Genomic DNA, 18,520 nt, shown 5'->3' on the forward strand with positions numbered 1-18,520 from the left:
GCGCCCGGACATAACGATCGCATGCAGTAGGTTGGCCGGATCCGCCGCAAGGCGATCCGGCTTTTTTCGGTGCGCACGGACGACGGTGACCGTCCATGGCATGGAACGCCGTTATGCGCGGCCCCGGGGGGTGGCGTTAGCATACGTGCGTCCCCGTCCACTCTCACGCCGCACCCGATGAAACCCGTACTGCTGGTCCTGAATGCGCTTGCCGATGTCTACCTCGATCAACTGCGCGAGCATTACGACGTTCGCTACGAACCCACCGCCGCCGGGCGTGCCGCGGCCATCGGCCATGCCGGCGCCGGCGACATCCGGGTGGTGCTGACCAACGGCACGGTCGGCCTGACCGGCGACGAGATGGCGCGCCTGGCCAACCTGGAGCTGGCCTGCGCGTTGGGGGCGGGCTACGAGAACCTCGATGTCGACGCGGCGCGCAGCCAGGGCATCGCGGTGGCCAATGGCGCGGGCACCAATGACGATTGCGTGGCGGACCACGCCTTCGCCTTGCTGCTGGCCGCCGTGCGCAGCCTGCGCAGTCTCGACGCGCACACGCGCGCGGGCGGATGGCGCGATGGCCTGCCGCCGCTGCCGAACTTCTCGCATCAGCGCCTGGGCATCCTGGGCCTGGGCACCATCGGCCGCAAGATCGCGCAGCGTGCGCGGGGTTTCGATCTGGAAGTGGGCTATCACAACCGCCGCAAGCTGGAAGACTCGCCGCATGCGTACTTCGACAGCGCGCTGGCGCTGGCCGAATGGGCCGATTACCTGGTGGTGATGACGCCGGGCGGCGCGGCCACGCGGCACATGGTCGATGCGCAGATGTTGCGTGCGTTGGGCAGCAAGGGATACGTGGTGAACATGGCGCGCGGCAGCGTGGTCGATACCCAGGCATTGGCCGCGGCGCTGCGCGAAGGCGTGATCGCCGGCGCGGGGCTGGACGTCTACGAAAGCGAACCCGATGCGCCCGCCGAACTGATCGGCCTGGACAACATCGTGCTCACGCCGCACGTGGGCGGCAACTCGCCGCGTGCGATGGCGATGTCGGTGCAGCGCTTCATCGACAATGCACAGCGGCACTTCGCCGGGCAACCGATGATCTCGCCGCTCTGAAGCGCGTACAGCAAAACGCGCCGGGCAACGGCCCGGCGCGGTCTATTGCGTCTCGCGGCTTACTAGCGGGCGCTGTCCTGGATCTTTTCACCGCCACGTTCGATGTCCTTGCCGGCGCCTTCCATCGTGTTGCAGCCGGCGACCATCGCGGCCATGGCCAGCACAGCGGCGAGCAGTTTGCGGGAGTGTTTCATGTGATGCTCCTTTCTCGGGGTTGGACGGCTTATTTGCCGTATTGGGTCTTCGCATCGGCTTCGCACTTGTCCTGGGCATCGCCCGACAAGGCATCGCACTTCTTCCTCGCGACGTCGTAGTTGGCGTCGCGCTTGGTCTTGGCCGCATCGTGGTTGGCTTCGGCTTTTTCCTTCGCGGCCTTGGCATCGGCCTTTGCCGTGGTGCGGTCCGCGGTGGCCTGCTTCAGGCAGATCTCGCGTTGATCGCCCTTGATCGCATCGCATTGCTTCTTCGCGGCGTCATAGCGCGCGTTGATCTGGTCGGGCGTCAGGATCTGGGGCTGCGCCTGTTGCCGGCCTTGCCCTTGTTGTTGCTGGGCCTGCTGCGCATGCGCGGCGGTCGTGGCTGCGCCCATGCCGACGAGCAGGCAGCCGAGGAAGCGCGTGACGGTTTTCATGACTGGTCGTCCTCGATGATGGCGCCGCGGGGTGCGGACGGCAGCTATCAGCAAGGGCCGTGCCTGAGCCCCGGCAGGCCGTCGGCACCGCGCGGCGGGCATGGCGTCATGGGTTGGCGGCGCGGGAGCACGCCTGGTAGTTTTTGCCGTCGGTGTGGTGCCGTTTGCTCACGCCGGCCGCTGGCCGCCTTGCGCCGGCGCGATCGGCCGGTCGATGTCCGCGATGGCAAAAGCGCGAGCCCGGCCCGTGGGTCTGCTACCGCTCGATATCCTGCGACGTCCACGCCGCCGGCGCGCTCAGGCCCAACAGCGCGGTGCCCAGCAATTCGCGCAGCACCAACTCGTTGTCGTCCAGGTCGATCATCTGTCCGGTGCCCGTCAACACCTGGAATTTCTGCGATAGCGGATCGCAGTTGGCCAGCAGGTGCATGGCCGATCCGCGCACGAACTCATAGCGCCAGATGATCTCGGCCCGGGTGAAGCGCGGCAGGCTGGCTTCCAGGGCGTCGATGAACATCTGCGCATAGCCGTCCATGTGCTGGCCGACGAACAACGTGTAATCGCTGTCGGGCGCGGCGCGCAGGTGGCTCTCGGCGCGCACGAACAGGCGGCCGCCGTCGATACTGCGCTCGGCCATCACCAGCGGGCGGAACAGGGCTTCCAGGATCGTCGGTACAGGCAGGGGGCCGGGCTGGAACTGCCGCCGCGCTTCGTCCAGCATCACGCGGCGCTCGATGTTGACGGGTTCGAGGATGGTCAGCAGCACCGTCTTGACCAGCGCATCCTTCGAACCGAAGTAGTAGTGAATGGAGGCCACGTTGACGTTGCCCGCATCGCAGATGTCGCGCACCGTGGTGGCCGAGGGCCCCTTGCGGGCGATCAATTCCTTGGCGACCTTCAGGATGCGGTCCGGCACCGGCATGTCCGCGGTGTCATCGTCTTCCAGGTCCGGCGGTGCCGGGATGAGGTCGGAGGTAGCCATGTCTCGCCTGAATTTAAATGGTTGTTTTATAAATATCGGTCAATAGTACAAGTTGAGGCTGGCCGGCGACACTCAGGGAAGACGAGCATTTTTTATTCATCAGTATTTACCCTGAAAAACCGACCAATTTCACCATTCTATAGCCGAAATTCTCCGTCGTGGTGCAGCATTCACCATCTTGTTGCCTTGACTCTCAACTCTTGCTGCCTAGAATGAAAACAAGTGTTTAAACACGGTAAATCAGTCCAAGTGGCTGAAATCACGGGTTTGTGCGTACGCAGCATGGCGCAGCGCCCGGACAGACAAGGGGTTTACGAATGTCGCATACGGCCGTACCCGAGGGGGCTTCCCCCACTTCCGCGGAACATATCCGTGTTCTGCTGAAAAATGCCCGGTTCTGTCTGCCGGATGCCTATGTGCCCGAGGTCATCGTGGCCTACGGCTATGTCGAACGTCTGGCGGCGCGCATCCACGGCGGCTATCCGCGTGGCGCGGAACCCGCCCATGTGTTCGATCCCCGCGCATTCCTGCCCGTGCCGGAGGCCTGCCATGGCTGACGTGGACGATCCCACTTTCCTGACCCTGGCCGAGGCCGGCCGCATGATCGCGGCCAGGACGCTGTCGCCGGTCGAGCTGACCGATGCCTGCCTGGCGCGCATGGACGCCGTGGATGGCGTGCTGAACAGCTTCATCACGCCCACCCCGGACCTGGCGCGGCGCCAGGCGCGCGAGGCCGAGGCCGAGATCCAGCGCAGCGGGCCACGCGGCCCGTTGCATGGCATCCCGTATTCCCTGAAAGACATCTACGAGACGGCGGGCATCCGCACCACGGGCCAGTCGCGCCTGCTGGCGGACAACGTGCCCGACCAGGACTGCCCCGCGCAGGCCGCGCTGGCCGCTGCTGGCGGCGTGCTGATGGGCAAGACCACCACCTGGGAATTCGCGCATGGCGGACCGTCCTGGGATGTCGTGGCGCCGCCCGCGCGCAACCCCTGGAATGCCGAGCGCAGCCCCGCCGGCTCGTCGTCGGGATCGGGCGCGGCCATCGCGGCAGGCATGTGCCTGGCCAGCATGGGTTCGGACACCGGCGGTTCGATCCGCTTGCCCGCGGCCGCCTGCGGTATCGCCGGCATCAAGCCGACGTATGGCCGCTTGAGCCGTCGTGGCATCCTGCCCAACAGTTTCAGCCACGATCATGCCGGCCCCATGGCGTGGAACTGCGAGGATCTGGCCATTCTGCTGGGCTTCACCGCGGGCCACGATCCGCTGGACCCGGCTTGCGCGAACGTGCCCGTGCCCGACTACCGCGCCGCGCTGAACGGCGATGCGAAGGGTCTGGTCGTCGGCGTGCCGTGGCGTTGGCTGGATGAGGAAGCGCCGATCTCCGCGGCCTACCGCCAGGCCTTCGAGGCCTCGCTGGGCGTGCTGCGCGGTCTGGGCGCCACCGTGCGCGGCGTCGAGTTGCCGCCCATCCTGGAATACAACGACAGCAAGCGCGTCATCGCCATGGCCGAGCTGTTCTCCATCCACGAACAGGACCTGCGCACGCGGCCCGATCTGTTCGGCGCCAGCCTGCGCTTTCGCATCATGTGCGGCTCGCTGCTGCGCGCCGAGGACTACGTGCAGGCCATGCGCATGCGCGCGCGCCTGGCCGCCGCCACGCAGGCCGTCTTCGCCGACACACACCTGCTGGCCGTGCCTTGCGCCGAACCTGCGGGCGTGCTGGCCGCCACCCGGCCCGAATGGATGTTCGAGGCGCCCAGCTACACCGCGCCCTTCAACGTCACGGGCAATCCCGCGCTGTCGATCTGCAGCGGCTTCGACGCCGACGGAATGCCGTTCTCGCTGCAACTGGCCGGTCGGCTGTTCGACGAAGCCACGGTGCTGCGCGCGGGCGATGCCTATGAGCGCGCCACCGCATAGCGTAGCCGCAGGCCCGACGTGGCCGCGCTGGCGCGCCAGACGGTCGCGCCGCCCGAACCCGTTGCGGCGTAGTTCCGCGCATCCCTGCCGAATCCGTGCCTGACCACCGCCTGCCAAGGCGCGTGGCAAGGATCCGCTTTTTTTCCTGCAGTCGGTTTTTCCGTACCCGGCGGACTCGTGCCGTCCGCCGATCCCGCCAGCAAACCGGAGAATCACCTTGGCTCTCAAAAAACCAGCGGCTTCACTATTCGCCGCGCTCTTCGCCTTCGCGATCCACGCTTGCGACGCCCACGCCGAGAAGGTGCTGCGCGTGGCGTCCACCATGGCCGACATTCCCTTGACCACCGGCCAGCCCAGCCAGGGCGGCGAAGGCCTGCGCTTCGTCGGCTTCGCCCTGTACGACGGCCTTGTGCGCTGGGACCTGTCGCGCGCGGACGTGCCGGCCAAGCTCGCGCCTGGCCTGGCGTTGAGCTGGCAGGCCGATGAAGCGACCCATACCAAGTGGAGCTTCAAGCTGCGGCCCGACGTGAAATTCCATGACGGTTCGGCCTTCACCGCCGACGCCGTGGTGTGGAATCTCGACAAGTTGATGAAGCGCGATTCGCCGCAGTTCGACCAGAGCCAGGCCACGCAGGCCGGCCAGTACATCTCGAACATCGCGTCGTATCGCATGGTCGATCCGATGACGGTGGAAATCACCACCAAGGAGGCCGATGCGGTCTTTCCCTACCTGATGACCTTCGTGCTGATGTCCAGCCCAGCCCGCTTCAAGGAGGTGGGCAACGACTGGAACAAGGTGGCCTTCAAGCCGTCGGGAACGGGGCCGTGGATGCTGGACAAGCTGGTGCCGCGCGAGCGCGCCGAGATGGTCCGCAACCCCAACTACTGGGATCCCAAGCGTGTGCCGAAGTCGGACCGCCTGGTGCTGCGCACCATGCCCGATCCCAACACGCGCGTGGCCGCGCTGCTGTCCAAGCAGGTCGATTGGGTCGAGGCCCCGCCGCCCGACACGCTGCCGCGCCTGAAGTCCGCCGGCATGCAGATCGTCACCAATATCTACCCGCACAACTGGCCGTACATCCTCAGCTATTCCGAGGACTCGCCCTTCAGGGATATCCGCATCCGTAAAGCCGCCAACCTGGCCATCGATCGCAAGGGCCTGTCCGAATTCCTGGGCGGCACGGCCATTCCGGCCGAAGGCATGATCGATCCGAAGCATCCTTGGTTCGGCAAGCCCGGCTTCAAGATCCGCTACGACCCGGAAGAGGCGCTGCGCCTGATGAAGGAAGCGGGCTACAGCCCCGAGAAGCCGCTGCGCGTGAAGTTCGCCGTGTCCACCGCAGGCTCGGGCCAGATGCAGCCGCTGCCGATGAACGAGTTCGTGCAGGAGAACCTGCGCGCCGTGGGCTTCGACGTGCAGTTGGACGTGATGGAGTGGGAAGCGCTGCGCTCGCATCGCCGCGTCAGCTCCGATGCGCCTGAAAACAAGGGCATCAACGGCCTGAACAACAGCGTGGCCTATTGGGATCCCTACATCGGCCTGATCGGTCCGTCGTGGTCCAAGACGCGCCCGCCGGTTGGCTACAACTGGGGCGGCTTCAAGGACAAGGAGGCCGATGAACTGGCCGCCGCCGCGCAGGTCGAGTTCGACCCCGCCAAGCAGGACGCGCTGCTGGCCAGGCTGCACACGCGCATCGTCGACCAGGCCATGTGGATCTGGGTCGTGCATGACCTGAATCCGCGGGCGCTGGGGCCCAACGTGAAGGGCTTCGTGCAGGCGCAGAGCTGGTTCCAGGACCTGACCCCCGTGTCGGTCGAATAAGCCGGGAGACCTCCCATGCTGCGATACATCCTTCACCGCATCCTGTACACGCTGCCCATCGCGCTGGGCGTGTCGCTGGTGTGCTTCGCGCTGGTGCACCTGTCGCCCGGCGACCCGCTCAGCTCGGTGCTGCCCGAGAACGCTTCGCCGCAGGTGATCGCCCAGATCCGCTCGGCGTACGGCTTCGATCAGCCCTTGCCTGTGCAGTACCTGAAGTGGCTGGGCCGCGCCGTCACGGGCGACCTGGGCGCGTCGATCAAGAGCGGGCGCCCGGTGATGGAGGAGATCGCGCCGGCCATCGGCAACTCCGTCATCCTCGCGGCCGCCGCCATCGCGGTGGCCTTCGTGGGCGGCTGCGCGATGGGCGGCGTGGCCGGCTACTCGCGCTCGCGGGTACTGGACCGCGTCGTCACCGGCATGGCGGTGACGGGCGTATCGCTGCCGCATTACTGGGTCGGCATGGTGTTGATCGTGCTGTTCTCGGTCGAGCTGGGCTGGTTGCCAGCCTCGGGCATGGGCAACCTGGACTGGCAGCACATGGTGCTGCCCACCGTGACGCTGGCGGTGATCCCCATGGGCATCATCGCGCGTTCGGTGCGGGCCTCGGTCATCGAAATCCGCAAGCAGGAATTCGTGCAGACCCTTTATGCAAAGGGCCTGCGCGGCCCGCAGGTGCTGATGCACGTGGCCAAGAACGTGGCGCCCACCGTGATGGCCGTGATGGGCCTGCAGTTCGCCCAGATGCTGGGCGGCTCCATCCTGGTCGAGACGGTGTTCGCCTGGCCCGGCACGGGCTTCCTGCTGAACTCGGCCATCTTCACGCGAGACCTGCCCATCCTGCAGGGCACGATCCTCGTGCTGGCCTCGCTGTTCGTCTTGATGAACCTGATTGTCGACGTGCTGCAGATGGTCGTCGATCCGCGCGTCAAGCGCATCTGAACGAGAGCGCACCATGACTTCCAACACCGCAACCGCCGGCGCCGCGCCGATTGCCGCGCCCGTGGCGTTCCGCCGGCCCAGCCGGGGCTTCTGGCATACCGTGGGCCGCCGCCTGGCGCGCGATCCCGTCACGCTGGTCTGTGGCTGCATCCTGCTGACCATCATCGGCCTGGCGGTCTTCGCGCCGTGGCTGGGCCTGGATGATCCCTTCAAGATGAGCATGGTCCGGCGCCTGAAGCCGTTCGGCTACCAAGGGCATCTGCTGGGCACCGATGAACTGGGCCGCGACATGCTGTCGCGCCTGATCCACGGCGGCCGCCTGTCGCTGTTCCTGGGCTTCACGCCTGTCGTGCTGGCCACGTGCATCGGCGGCGCGATGGGCGTCATCGCGGGCTATGCGGGCGGACGCTGGAACATGGTCATCATGCGCCTGATCGACGTGTTCTACGCGTTCCCGTCGGTGCTGCTGGCCGTGGCCATATCGGGGGCGCTGGGCGCGGGCCTGCTGAACAGCATCGTCGCGTTGACGCTGGTCTTCATTCCGCCCATCGCGCGCATCGCGGAAAGCGTCACCACGCAGGTGCGCACGCAGGACTACGTGGAAGCCGCGCGCGCCACCGGCGCCTCGGCGCTGCGCATCATCCGCGGCCACGTGCTGTCCAACGTCACCGGCCCCATCCTGGTGTACGCCTCCAGCCTGATCAGCGTCAGCATCGTCATCTCTTCGGGCCTGAGCTTCCTGGGCCTGGGCGTCAGCCCGCCCAACGCGGAATGGGGCCTGATGCTCAATGCGTTGCGCCAGGCCATCTACGTATCCCCCGTCGCCGCCATCCTGCCCGGCGTGATGATTTTCGTGACCTCGATGTGCTGCAGCCTGATGAGCGACGGCCTGCGCAGCGCGATGGACGTCAAGGCCTGATCGGAGACCGCCATGTTTGCACGACTGAAGAACGCTGCCGTTGCCAAACCCGTTTCGGTCGATGACGGGTTGCGGTTGCTGGACAAGCAGGATGACCGCCGTGATCGCGGCGGCCCCGCGCAGCCGATGCTGATCGTGCGCGACCTGAAGAAGCACTTCGAGATCGGCGGCGGCGCGCTGCTGAGAGGGCAGAAGACCGCGGTGCGCGCCGTCGACGGCGTGAGCTTCGAGGTGGCCAAGGGCGAGACCCTGGGTATCGTCGGCGAGTCGGGTTGCGGCAAGTCGACCACCGCGCGCCTGTTGATGCACCTGATCGAGCCGGACTCGGGCTCGCTGATCTTCGACGGCGATGAAGTGGCCGGCGTGCGCGGCATCAGCGTGCGCGACCTGCGCCTGCACATGCAGATGGTGTTCCAGGACAGCTATGCGTCGTTGAATCCGCGCCTGACCATCGCCGACAGCATCGCCTTCGGCCCGGCTGTGGCCGGCATGGCGCGCACGCAGGCACGCCATCGCGCACTGAGCCTGCTGCGCATGGTGGGGCTGGAGCCCGGCACTTTCGCGCAGCGCTATCCGCATGAACTGTCCGGTGGCCAGCGGCAACGCGTGAACATCGCGCGAGCGCTGGCCATGGGGCCGCGCCTGCTGATCCTGGACGAGTCGGTGTCCGCGCTGGACAAGTCCGTCGAGGCGCAGGTGCTGAACCTGTTGCGGCAGCTCAAGCGAGAACTGGGGCTGACCTATCTGTTCATCTCGCACGACCTGAACGTGGTGCAGTACGTCAGCGACCGCGTGCTGGTGATGTACCTGGGGCAGGTGGTCGAGTCCGGTCCCGTCGATGCGATCTACGGCGGCGCGCGCCATCCGTACACCGCCGCGCTGCTGGCCTCGCGGCCATCGATGGATCCGCGCCGCCGCGTCACGCAGCCGCCGCTGTCGGGTGATCCGCCCAATCCCATCGACCCGCCCAGCGGCTGCCGCTTCCGCACGCGCTGTCCGCGCGCGCAGGAACGCTGCGCGCAAGAGGTTCCGCTGCTGATGCCTTCGCCGGATGTCGAAGGCCATATGGCTGCCTGCCACTTTCCGTTGACGCAAAGCCGGATGCCGCGTGTGGCGACGCCGCGCATCACGACGCCGCATGCCAGCGCCGCAGCCTGACCGGAGAACCGCGATGCAAGAATCCACGAATGCCTCACGCGCGCCGCTGGTCGACGTGCAAGACCTGTCCGTGCGCTTCATCACCCGCGACATGAACGTGCCGGTGGTCAGCGGCGTGTCGTTCTCGCTGGCGCAAGGGGAAGTGCTTTGCCTGCTGGGCGAGTCCGGTTCCGGCAAGAGCGTCACGCTGCGTGCGCTGATGCGCCTGTTGCCGCCCAGCGCGCAGTTGTCGGGCAAGGTGAACGTCGGCGGCGTCGACGTGCTGAACCTGCCGCGCAAGAAGTTGCCCGACATCCGCGGTTCGCTGATCTCGATGATCTTCCAGGAGCCGTTGACGGCGTTGGACCCGGTCTACACCATCGGCCAGCAGATCGCAGAGACCGTCGTGCGCCACGATGGCGTCAGCCATCGCGATGCCATGAAGCGTGCGCTGGAACTGCTGGAGCTGGTGCAGATTCCTTCGGCCACGCGCCGGCTGGCGGCGTATCCTCACGAGTTGTCCGGCGGCCTGCGCCAGCGGGCGATGATCGCGTTGGCGCTGTCGTGCCGGCCCAAGCTGCTGTTGGCCGACGAACCCACCACGGCGCTGGATGCTACCGTGCAGATCCAGGTGCTGCTGCTGATCCGCGAGTTGCAGAAAGAATTGGGCATGGCCACCATCTTCGTCACGCACGATCTGGGCGTGGCGTGCGAGGTGTCCGACAAGGTCGCCGTGATGTATGCCGGCCGCTTCGCGGAAACGGGTTCCATCGAGGACATCATGGATCGCGCCGCGCATCCCTATACCCAGGGCCTGCTGCGCTCGACGGTGTCGGGTGATGACCGCGAGCAGGATCTCGTGCCGATTCCGGGCGCGCCGCCCGACCTGACCGCGTTGCCGCCCGGCTGCACCTTCGCGCCGCGCTGCCCCTCGCACCGGCCCGAATGCGATGCGGGCGTGCCCGCCATGATCGGCATGGGCGCACACCGCGCGCGCTGCGTGCTGGCGCCGAGTCGACTGATGCAAGGCCCCGCCAACGCCTACGCAACGGATGCGGCATGCCGGTGATCAGCGCTGGCCTGGTGGCGCGTGCCGCCGCTACATATGCGGGCGCGGCGCTGGCGGGTTGGCTGTTCTCCCGCCTGCACGTGCCGCTGCCGTGGATGCTGGGGCCCGTCGTCATCACGGCCATCGCCTCGCTATCGGGCCTGCGCGTGGCGGGCTGGGCCGGGTTGCGCAGCGCGGGCCTGATCGTGGTCGGTACCACGCTGGGCCTGTATTTCACGCCCGAGGCCGCGCGGCAACTGCTCGATCATGTGCCGTTGATCCTGGCGGCGGTATTCGCCACGGTGCTCATCGCCTGCGCCGCGTCGCTGCTGCTGACGCGCACCAGCGGCATCGATCGCGTCACCGCATTTTTCTGCAGCGTGCCGGGAGGCCCCGCGGAAATGTGCATGCTGGCCAGCCGCTATGGCGGCGAGCCGGTGCCCATCGCGGTGTCGCAGATGCTGCGCATCGTGGTCTTGGTGATGGTGCTGCCCGCCGCGCTGACCTTCGGCGGCGCCGGGCGCGGTCCGGCGCCCGCGCCGGAAGCCTTGACCAGCCTGGGCTTGCTGGAGCTGGGCCTGTTGCTGGCCGGATCCACCGCCGCCACTTTCGCGGCCACGCGCGCCGGGGTGCGCAGCGCCTGGCTGCTGGTGCCGCTGGCGTGCGCGATTGCCGCCACCTTGTCGGGTTGGGCGCCGCCCGCCATGCCCTCCGTGCTGGCCGCGGCCGCGCAGGTCTGCATCGGTACGCAACTGGGCCTGGCGTTTCGCCGGCAGGAACTGATGGCCGTGCGCCGAGCGTTGCCGGCGATCCTGTTGAACGTCGGCATCCTGGCCGCCGGCTGCGCCGCCGTGGCCGCCCTGTTGGCCGTTGTGTCCGGCGCCTCGCTTGCCGCGTTGGTGCTGGCCACCGCGCCCGGCGGCGTCACCGAGATGTGCCTGACCGCGCGCTCGCTGGGCCTGGAGGTGCCGCTGGTCGTGGGCTTTCACATCTGCCGAGTCTTCATCGTGGTGTCCGCCACGCCCTGGCTGTTTGCCGCGATGCGGCGCATCGGCCTGATCGAACTGCCCCACCCATTGCCTGATTCGTCCCGAGGAGCGCACCCATGAGTGCCGAACTGTTCCACCTGTCCGCCGGCGAGGCCGGCCGCCTGATACAAGCCCGCAAGCTGTCGCCGGTCGAACTGGTGGATGCTTTCCTGGCCCGTATCGAGGCGATCGACGGCCGCCTGAAAAGCTATCTGCTGGTGACCGCCGACGCCGCGCGCGACGCGGCCCGCAAGGCCGAGGCAGACATCATGGCGGGCCGCTGGCGCGGGCCGCTGCACGGCATTCCGTATGCGGTGAAGGATAACTACTACACGCGTGGCGTGCGCACCTGCGCGGCCTCGCGCCTGCTGCTGGATTTCGTGCCCGACCACGACGCTGCCGCCATCGAGAAGCTCGACGCGGCCGGCGCCATCTTGCTGGGCAAGCTGAACACCTGGGAGTACGGCACCGGCAACGGCGGCGTGTATTTCGACCTGCCGTTCGAGCCGGCCCGCAACCCGTGGAGCCTGGCGCACTCACCGGGCGGATCATCATCCGGCTCCGGCGCCTCGGTGGCCGCCGGCACAGCGATGGTGGCGCTCGGTTCGGATACCGGCGGTTCGGTGCGCCTGCCCGCCGCGGCGTGCGGCCTGCAGGGCATGAAGCCCACGTATGGCCGCATCAGCCGCCACGGCATCCTGCCCAATTGCTATTCGCTGGATGTGCCTGGTGCGCTGACGTGGACAGTGGAGGACAGCGCCATCATGCTGCGCGCCCTGGCAGGCTACGACGTACGCGATCCCGGCAGCGCCGACGTGGCCGTGCCCGATTTCCTGGCGGGGTTGGGCGATGGCGTGCGCGGCATGACCATCGGCGTGGTGCGCGACCTGGGCGACGCGGAATCGCTGGTGGATGCGGCCAATCGCCGCAACGTGGACGAGATGACGCGCGTGCTGGCCGAACAGGGCGCGCGCATCGTGGACATGGCCTTGCCCGCCCAGATCGCCGACTACAAGCGCGCCACCACCGTCATCAACTGGACCGAGTCGCTGTCGCTGCACGAGCAGGAGTTCATGACGCGCGCGGAGGACATGGGCTACGCGCTGCGCGAGAAGATGATGAGCGGCTTCCTGACGCGTTCGGTGGACTACCTGGCCGCGCAGCGCCGCCGCCGCGAGCTGACCGCCGCCACCGACCAGCTGGTGCGCAGCGTGGATGCGCTGGTGTTGCCCTGCGCCTTCCATACCGCCGCGCCCATCGACGACATCGAACGCGTCAAGGCCTATACCGCCGACACCGCGTGCCCGCCGTTCAACGCTTCGGGCCATCCCGCCATGGCCGTGTGCACGGGTTTCGACGAACAGGCCCTGCCGACCAATGCGCAGATCGTCGGCCGCTGGTTCGACGAGGCCACCGTCTTCAAGATCGCCCGCGCGTACGAGCAGGCCACGGGCTGGCGCGAAAACCGTCCCACGGTCTGAGAGGCATCGTCATGGGAACCCGGGACATGGACGCTGGACTCTTTCACCTGACCGCGGGCGATGCGGGCCGCCTGATGCAGGCCCGCAAGCTGTCGCCCGTCGAACTGCTGGATGCATTCCTGTCGCGCATCGAGGCTGTCGATGGTCGCGTGAAAAGCTATCTGCTGGTGACCGCCGATGCCGCGCGCGACGCGGCCCGCCAAGCCGAGGCCGACATCATGGCGGGCCGTTGGCGCGGCCTGCTGCATGGCATTCCGTATGCGGTGAAGGACAACTACTACACGCGCGGCGTGCGCACCTGCGCGGCTTCGCGCCTGCTGATGGATTTCGTGCCCGAGCACGATGCCGCCGTGGTCGAGAAGCTCGACGGCGCGGGCGCGGTGATGCTGGGCAAGTTGAATACCTGGGAGTACGGCACCGGCAACGGCGGCGTGTACTTCGACCTGCCGTTCGATCCCGCCTGCAATCCGTGGGCGCTGGACCGCTTCACGGGCGGCTCGTCCACCGGCGCGGGCGCGTCGGTGGCGGCGGGCACCGCGATGATCGCCATGGGATCGGACACCACCGGTTCGGTGCGCCTGCCCGCGGCGGCGTGCGGCCTGCAGGGCATGAAACCCACGTATGGCCTGGTCAGCCGCTACGGCATCCTGCCCAATTGCTATTCGATGGACACGCCGGGTCCGCTGACGTGGACGGTGGAAGACAGCGCCATCGTGCTGCGCGCCGTGGCCGGCCACGACAGCCGCGATCCCGCGTCCGGCAATCGCGCCGTGCCCGACTATCTGGCGGGCCTGGAAGACGGCGTGCGCGGCATGACCATCGGCGTCATCCGCGATTTCGGCGCAGAGGGTGAATATCTGGAACCCGCCAACCGCGAGGGCCTGGAGGACATGGTGCGCGTGCTGCGCGCCGAAGGCGCGCGCGTGATCGAGGTGACGCTGCCCGCGCCCATCCACGAGTACCGCAAGGTCACCTCGGTAATCAACTGGACCGAGTCCATGACGATCCACGAGGACGACCTGATGAAGCGCGGCGCCGACATGGGCTTCGCGCTGCGCGACAAGCTGATGTCCGGCTTCATGACGCGCGCCGTCGATTACCTGGCCGCGCAGCGCCGCCGCCGCGAACTGGCCGATGCCACCGACCAGCTGGTGCGCAGCGTCGATGCGCTGATCGCGCCGTGCGCCTTCCACGTCGCGCCCAGGTTCGCGGACAACGACGTGCTGCGCACGTTCACCAGCCAGAACGTGTGTCCGCCCTTCAACGCCTCGGGCCATCCGGCCATGACGGTATGCACCGGCTTCGACGCCGACGGCTTGCCCACCAATGCGCAGGTCGTTGGCCGCTGGTTCGACGAAGCCACCGTATTCAAGGTTGCCCGTGCCTACGAACGCGCCACGTCGTGGCGCGACAGGCGCCCGGTGCTGTAACTCTCATCGTTCCATTCCTGGAGATCGTTCCTCATGCCTACCCCGCCCAAAGAACTCTGGACCGTCGAAGAGATCGCCGCGCATTGCCGCCGCTTCGGCTTGTCGCTGCCCGAGCCGCTGATCAAGCGCATGCACGAGCTGTCCGCCAACGTATCGCAGACCGGCATGGATATCGCGCGCATGCCGACCAAGGATTGCGAGCCCGCGCTGACTTTCAAGATGCCCGTCGAGTAACCCACGCCACAAGGAACCGCCATGCAACCCTATGAGTTGACCGCCACCGAAGCCTCGGCGCTGATCGCCGCCAGGAAACTGTCCTGCGAAGAGCTTGCCCGCTCCACGCTGGCCCGCATCGAGGAGCGCGACCCCGTCGTGCGCGCCTGGAGCTACATCGACCAGGACAAGGTCATCCGCCGCGCGCGCGAACTGGACAAGACGCCCGCCGTCAGCCCGCTGCACGGACTGACCTTCGGTGTGAAGGACGTGATCCAGACCGTGGACATGCCCACGCAGCAGAACTCGCAGCTCTACATCGATCACCAAAGCGGACAGGACGCGGCCTGCGTGGCCGTGGTGCGCCACAGCGGCGCGCTGGTGGTCGGCAAGACCGACACCGTTGAATTCGCGTCCGGCGGCCGCATGGCGGCCTCGCGCAACCCGCACAACCTCGCGCATACGCCGGGCGGTTCGTCGTCGGGTTCGGGCGCGGCGGTGGGTGACAAGCAGGTGCAGTTGGCCTTCGGCACGCAGACCGGCGGCTCGCACATCCGTCCCGCGTCGTTCAACGGCATCTACGGCATCAAGCCCACGCACGGCGCCGTCAGTCGCGAAGGCGCGAAGAACTACTCGCACACGCTGGACACCATCGGCTGGTATGGCCGCAGCGTGGAAGACCTGCAACTGGTGGCACGCGAGTTCCGCCTGCTGGATGCCGAGTTCGCCAAACCGGTGCAGCTGAAGGGCCTGAAGGTCGGCCTCTACCGCTCGCCCGCGTGGGAACTGGCCGATGCGTATGCCCGCGAGGCGCTGTTCGAGGCCGGCCGCCGCCTGGAGGCCGCCGGCGCCATCGTCACCGAGATCACGTTGCCCGAGCCCTTCGCGCGCCTGGACGACGCGCAGCAGATCGTGATGCGTGGCGAAGGCCGTGGTTCCTTCCTGCCCGAAGTGCTGGGCCCGAAGCGCCACATGCTGGCCCAGCATTTCCTGGACATCGTAGGCAACTCGACCAAGATCACGCCGGCCAAGCTGGTCGGCGCCTACGACCTGGCCGCCGAATGCCGCCGTCTGTTCGACAGCCAGTTCGGCGCCAGCCTGGACGTGGTGCTGACGCCGTCTTCGCCGGGTGAAGCGCCCGAAGGCCTGGCGTCTTCCGGCAACCCCGTGTTCAATGCGATGTGGACCCTGCTGAACGTGCCGTGCGTGGGCATTCCCGTCGGCGTCAGCGCGCGCGCGCTGCCCTTGGGCATCCAGCTGGTGGGCCCGCGCTACTGCGACTCGCAATTGCTGGAGATCGCGCTGGCCTGCGCGCCGGCCATCCACGTGCATGAGAACGGCAAGCTGACGCCGTTGAAGGTGGACGCGCCCGCGCTGGCGTGACGTCCGTACGATTGGTTGCAAGGACGGCATGCCTGCAGCACGGGCATGCCGTTTGCGGTTGCTAGAATGGCCCGGCACTGCGCCGTGAACACGCCGCATCTCGCGGCAAGCCATGACGAGACCGCCGATGAGACTGGAACGTCTGAGCAGCAACCACCGCTCCCTTGATGTCCCCGGCCTGCCCACGTTGTTCGCTGCTGGCGACAAGTGGGTCAGCTGGACTTCCGCATTGCCCATGCCGCGAGCCGCCGCGGCATTGCGCCAGCCGCCAGGCCCGTGGTTTGGCCGTGCGCCGGGTTTCGACATCGCCGATGAAGGCGAGATCCCAATCGACCTCGAGAACGACGACGGCGCGGGCGACGCGCCCGATCCCGTCATGCTGGACGCCGCGCGCTGGCTGCTGGCTCACGATGCCGACTTCACCCAGGTCGTGCTCGATACCTTGGTGGCCGATCTGCCAAGGCTGCGCGACATCGAGAATGCCGTCGTTCTGGGCGATGACGACTTCAGGCTGCCCAGGCAATGGGATGCCGCAATGGCATCGTCCCTTGTCTGGCTGGAGACCATCAACCTGCCACCCGTCGCCGGCCATGCGCCCTACATCGGCGTGGGCTTTCGCTGCGCGTGGGAGCCGGAACACGGCTACGGCCTGATGCTGTGCGGCACCGAGGTCGTCGAGCGCGGAGGAGCCGATACCGCGGTACTGTCGTGGATCGCGGCGCGTCATGCGGAGGACCAGGGTGGCTAGATCGAAGAAGGCCGTGCCGCCCGCCGGGCCCGGCCCCGTCATTCCTTTCGACGTCTACGTCGCCGCGCGTTTCTTCATGGCCATGGGCCGCACGCTGGACGACGTGCTGCCGCTGCTGGACCTCTCGGAGGCGCAATGGATGGCGCTGCACAAGGCCTACGACTACCTGGGCCGATTCGACTTCGGCTACCAGGACTACTTCGGCAGCGACGACGAGGCCGACATCCTGGCGCGCGTGGCCGGTCCGCGCTGGCGCCTCTCCGACCCCGTGAACGCCACTCTGGAAGCCTTCGTGCGCGAGGTGCGTCCCGCCGTATGGGCCAAGCCGCATATCGGTCCATTCGCCAACGTGCCGTGGACGGGCGTGCACATCGCCACGCATCCCGAGATGACGCTTTGCTTCTACAGCCATGACGGCGAACACGTCTATTTTCTCGGCAAGCCTCTTGCCACCAAGGATCGCCAGCCATTGGATGTGGACATCGCCACGTTCGAATGGCTGGGTGGACGATGGCTGAAGGATGTCGCGCACATCTATGGGCAAGGCGAGCTCGGCGGACCTGGCGGGCGCGTGTACTGGTATGTGGTCAATGGGGCCGACCCCGCCACCTTCCAGGCATTGAATCTGCGCTACGCGAAGGACGCGTTCAATGGCTACTACATCACCGGCAAGACGCTGCGTACGAAGAGCGTGGACCGCTTCGAAATCGTGCCCGAGGTGCGCCTGAACTTCCGCGACATCAGCCAGGACCCGCTGTACAAGACCAGCGTCTTCGCGCGCGATGCCGAACACGTCTATTTCTATGGCGCGCGATTGCGTGGCGCGCGTCCCTCGTTCCGTGACCTGGGCAATGGCTACGGCACCGATGGCGTGCAGGTGTGGTTCCACGACGCCAAGCTGCTGATCGAGGACGCGGATGCCGCGACCTTTCGCGTGCCGGTTCCAGGCGAACCGCATCCTGGCATGCATTACTGCGCGGTGGACCGCTTGCGTGCATACAGATACGGCAAGCCGGTGCCGTGCGAAGAGGCCTTCGAGGTCTGGAAGGCCTTCTTCGAGTTCCATACCGATCTGCGGGATTGGTGGTGGCACGACATGGCGTGCGCGCGCTGACCCATTCGGGAACTCACGATGAACCACACAACGAGAGCACCGCGCGTCTATGAGGTGGTCTACGACGAGGCGATGGTGCGTGACGCCGTGCGCACCTACGTCATGCGGCGGCTCGTGCGTGAAGAAAGGAGCTGGTGGCTGACGGCGCTGGTCATCTTCGTCGTGAGCATTTTCATGCTGCTCAGGGGCATGCAGGACTGGACGGTAGGGGTGATGCTCGTAGCGTCCATGATGCCGATCTTCTTCGTGGCGGCAGGCTGGGTCGCCCACTATCGCAACAGCGTCGGCAAGCTACGGCGCATGCCGTCGCCTGCGGCGAGCTTCACGTTTCAGGAAGACGGACTGGCGATCGCGTCCGGACTGGGATCGGGCCTCATCGCATGGTCTGCGCTGACCGAGATCTGGGAGCGGCCAGGCTATTGGATGCTGTTCATGGGGCCCAACCAGTTCAACACCCTGCCTTTGCAAGGCATCGACGCCGCCGATCTGGAATGGTTGCGCGGCAAGGTGTCCGCATCGGAGGATTGATCGGCGTTCCGCCACGCTGGCGCGGCGCCAGGCCTGAAGAGGACGGCACTCCGGCGTGGTGTCCGGAACAAGAAAGCGGTG

General features: G+C 67.1%; 19 protein-coding genes. 16 read left to right on the plus strand and 3 right to left on the minus strand.

Features of this window, described 5'->3' with window-relative positions:
- Nucleotides 1-177 precede the first annotated feature (177 nt).
- Nucleotides 178-1,113: a 2-hydroxyacid dehydrogenase gene (locus A7W11_RS01380; protein WP_066406746.1), complete on the plus strand. Its 936-nt coding sequence runs from the start codon at nucleotides 178-180 to the stop codon at nucleotides 1,111-1,113.
- Nucleotides 1,114-1,175: 62 nt separating this feature from the next.
- Here the strand turns inward: A7W11_RS01380 and A7W11_RS01385 are convergent, their stop codons facing one another.
- From A7W11_RS01385 to A7W11_RS01395, 3 genes are all read right to left on the minus strand, one after another.
- Nucleotides 1,176-1,307, minus strand: coding sequence for an entericidin A/B family lipoprotein (locus A7W11_RS01385; RefSeq protein ID WP_066406748.1), 132 nt, complete (start codon nucleotides 1,305-1,307; stop codon nucleotides 1,176-1,178).
- A 29-nt stretch (nucleotides 1,308-1,336) separates the two neighbouring features.
- Nucleotides 1,337-1,744, minus strand: coding sequence for a hypothetical protein (locus A7W11_RS01390; RefSeq protein ID WP_066406752.1), 408 nt, complete (start codon nucleotides 1,742-1,744; stop codon nucleotides 1,337-1,339).
- A 256-nt stretch (nucleotides 1,745-2,000) separates the two neighbouring features.
- Nucleotides 2,001-2,726, minus strand: coding sequence for a TetR/AcrR family transcriptional regulator (locus A7W11_RS01395; RefSeq protein WP_082887017.1), 726 nt, complete (start codon nucleotides 2,724-2,726; stop codon nucleotides 2,001-2,003).
- A 317-nt stretch (nucleotides 2,727-3,043) separates the two neighbouring features.
- Between A7W11_RS01395 and A7W11_RS28240 the strand changes: the two genes are divergently transcribed.
- The 15 genes from A7W11_RS28240 to A7W11_RS01470 all read left to right on the plus strand — a co-directional run bounded on the left by A7W11_RS28240 (nucleotide 3,044) and on the right by A7W11_RS01470 (nucleotide 18,439).
- Nucleotides 3,044-3,283 (plus strand): hypothetical protein, encoded by a 240-nt coding sequence (locus A7W11_RS28240; protein ID WP_066406754.1) that lies wholly within the window; start codon nucleotides 3,044-3,046, stop codon nucleotides 3,281-3,283.
- Nucleotides 3,276-4,649 carry an amidase gene (locus tag A7W11_RS01405; protein ID WP_162270236.1) on the plus strand — a complete coding sequence of 458 codons (1,374 nt, stop codon included), beginning with the start codon at nucleotides 3,276-3,278 and terminating at the stop codon, nucleotides 4,647-4,649. The genes A7W11_RS28240 and A7W11_RS01405 overlap by 8 nt, the downstream gene beginning before the upstream one ends.
- Nucleotides 4,650-4,866: 217 nt before the next feature.
- Entirely contained in the window at nucleotides 4,867-6,471 is a 1,605-nt protein-coding gene (locus A7W11_RS01410) for an ABC transporter substrate-binding protein (RefSeq protein WP_066406757.1), read from the plus strand.
- Between the two features lie 15 nt (nucleotides 6,472-6,486).
- Nucleotides 6,487-7,410: an ABC transporter permease gene (locus A7W11_RS01415; RefSeq protein ID WP_066406758.1), complete on the plus strand. Its 924-nt coding sequence runs from the start codon at nucleotides 6,487-6,489 to the stop codon at nucleotides 7,408-7,410.
- 13 nt (nucleotides 7,411-7,423) lie between these two features.
- A complete protein-coding gene (locus A7W11_RS01420) occupies nucleotides 7,424-8,329 on the plus strand; it encodes an ABC transporter permease (protein ID WP_066406760.1) in 906 nt (301 codons plus the stop codon).
- Between the two features lie 126 nt (nucleotides 8,330-8,455).
- Nucleotides 8,456-9,487, plus strand: coding sequence for an ABC transporter ATP-binding protein (locus A7W11_RS01425; RefSeq protein WP_066407350.1), 1,032 nt, complete (start codon nucleotides 8,456-8,458; stop codon nucleotides 9,485-9,487).
- A gap of 13 nt (nucleotides 9,488-9,500) precedes the next feature.
- Entirely contained in the window at nucleotides 9,501-10,535 is a 1,035-nt protein-coding gene (locus tag A7W11_RS01430; protein WP_066406761.1) for an ABC transporter ATP-binding protein, read from the plus strand.
- Nucleotides 10,526-11,623, plus strand: coding sequence for an AbrB family transcriptional regulator (locus A7W11_RS01435; protein ID WP_066406763.1), 1,098 nt, complete (start codon nucleotides 10,526-10,528; stop codon nucleotides 11,621-11,623). Before A7W11_RS01430 ends, A7W11_RS01435 begins: the two co-directional genes overlap by 10 nt.
- Nucleotides 11,620-13,023 carry an amidase gene (locus A7W11_RS01440; protein ID WP_066406765.1) on the plus strand — a complete coding sequence of 468 codons (1,404 nt, stop codon included), beginning with the start codon at nucleotides 11,620-11,622 and terminating at the stop codon, nucleotides 13,021-13,023. Before A7W11_RS01435 ends, A7W11_RS01440 begins: the two co-directional genes overlap by 4 nt.
- A 26-nt stretch (nucleotides 13,024-13,049) precedes the next feature.
- Nucleotides 13,050-14,453: an amidase gene (locus tag A7W11_RS01445; protein WP_066406773.1), complete on the plus strand. Its 1,404-nt coding sequence runs from the start codon at nucleotides 13,050-13,052 to the stop codon at nucleotides 14,451-14,453.
- A 33-nt stretch (nucleotides 14,454-14,486) separates the two neighbouring features.
- Entirely contained in the window at nucleotides 14,487-14,687 is a 201-nt protein-coding gene (locus tag A7W11_RS01450; RefSeq protein ID WP_066406776.1) for a hypothetical protein, read from the plus strand.
- Between the two features lie 21 nt (nucleotides 14,688-14,708).
- Nucleotides 14,709-16,049, plus strand: coding sequence for an amidase (locus A7W11_RS01455; protein WP_066406778.1), 1,341 nt, complete (start codon nucleotides 14,709-14,711; stop codon nucleotides 16,047-16,049).
- Nucleotides 16,050-16,176: 127 nt separating this feature from the next.
- Nucleotides 16,177-16,797 (plus strand): DUF6985 domain-containing protein, encoded by a 621-nt coding sequence (locus A7W11_RS01460; RefSeq protein ID WP_066406781.1) that lies wholly within the window; start codon nucleotides 16,177-16,179, stop codon nucleotides 16,795-16,797.
- Complete coding sequence (locus A7W11_RS01465; RefSeq protein WP_162270237.1) at nucleotides 16,790-17,911, plus strand: DKNYY domain-containing protein; 1,122 nt, start codon at nucleotides 16,790-16,792, stop codon at nucleotides 17,909-17,911. The genes A7W11_RS01460 and A7W11_RS01465 overlap by 8 nt, the downstream gene beginning before the upstream one ends.
- Before the next feature lie 18 nt (nucleotides 17,912-17,929).
- Nucleotides 17,930-18,439 carry a YcxB family protein gene (locus A7W11_RS01470; protein ID WP_082887023.1) on the plus strand — a complete coding sequence of 170 codons (510 nt, stop codon included), beginning with the start codon at nucleotides 17,930-17,932 and terminating at the stop codon, nucleotides 18,437-18,439.
- Nucleotides 18,440-18,520 lie beyond the last annotated feature (81 nt).

The organism is Bordetella ansorpii (genome assembly GCF_900078315.1).
Lineage (GTDB): Bacteria > Pseudomonadota > Gammaproteobacteria > Burkholderiales > Burkholderiaceae_B > Bordetella > Bordetella ansorpii.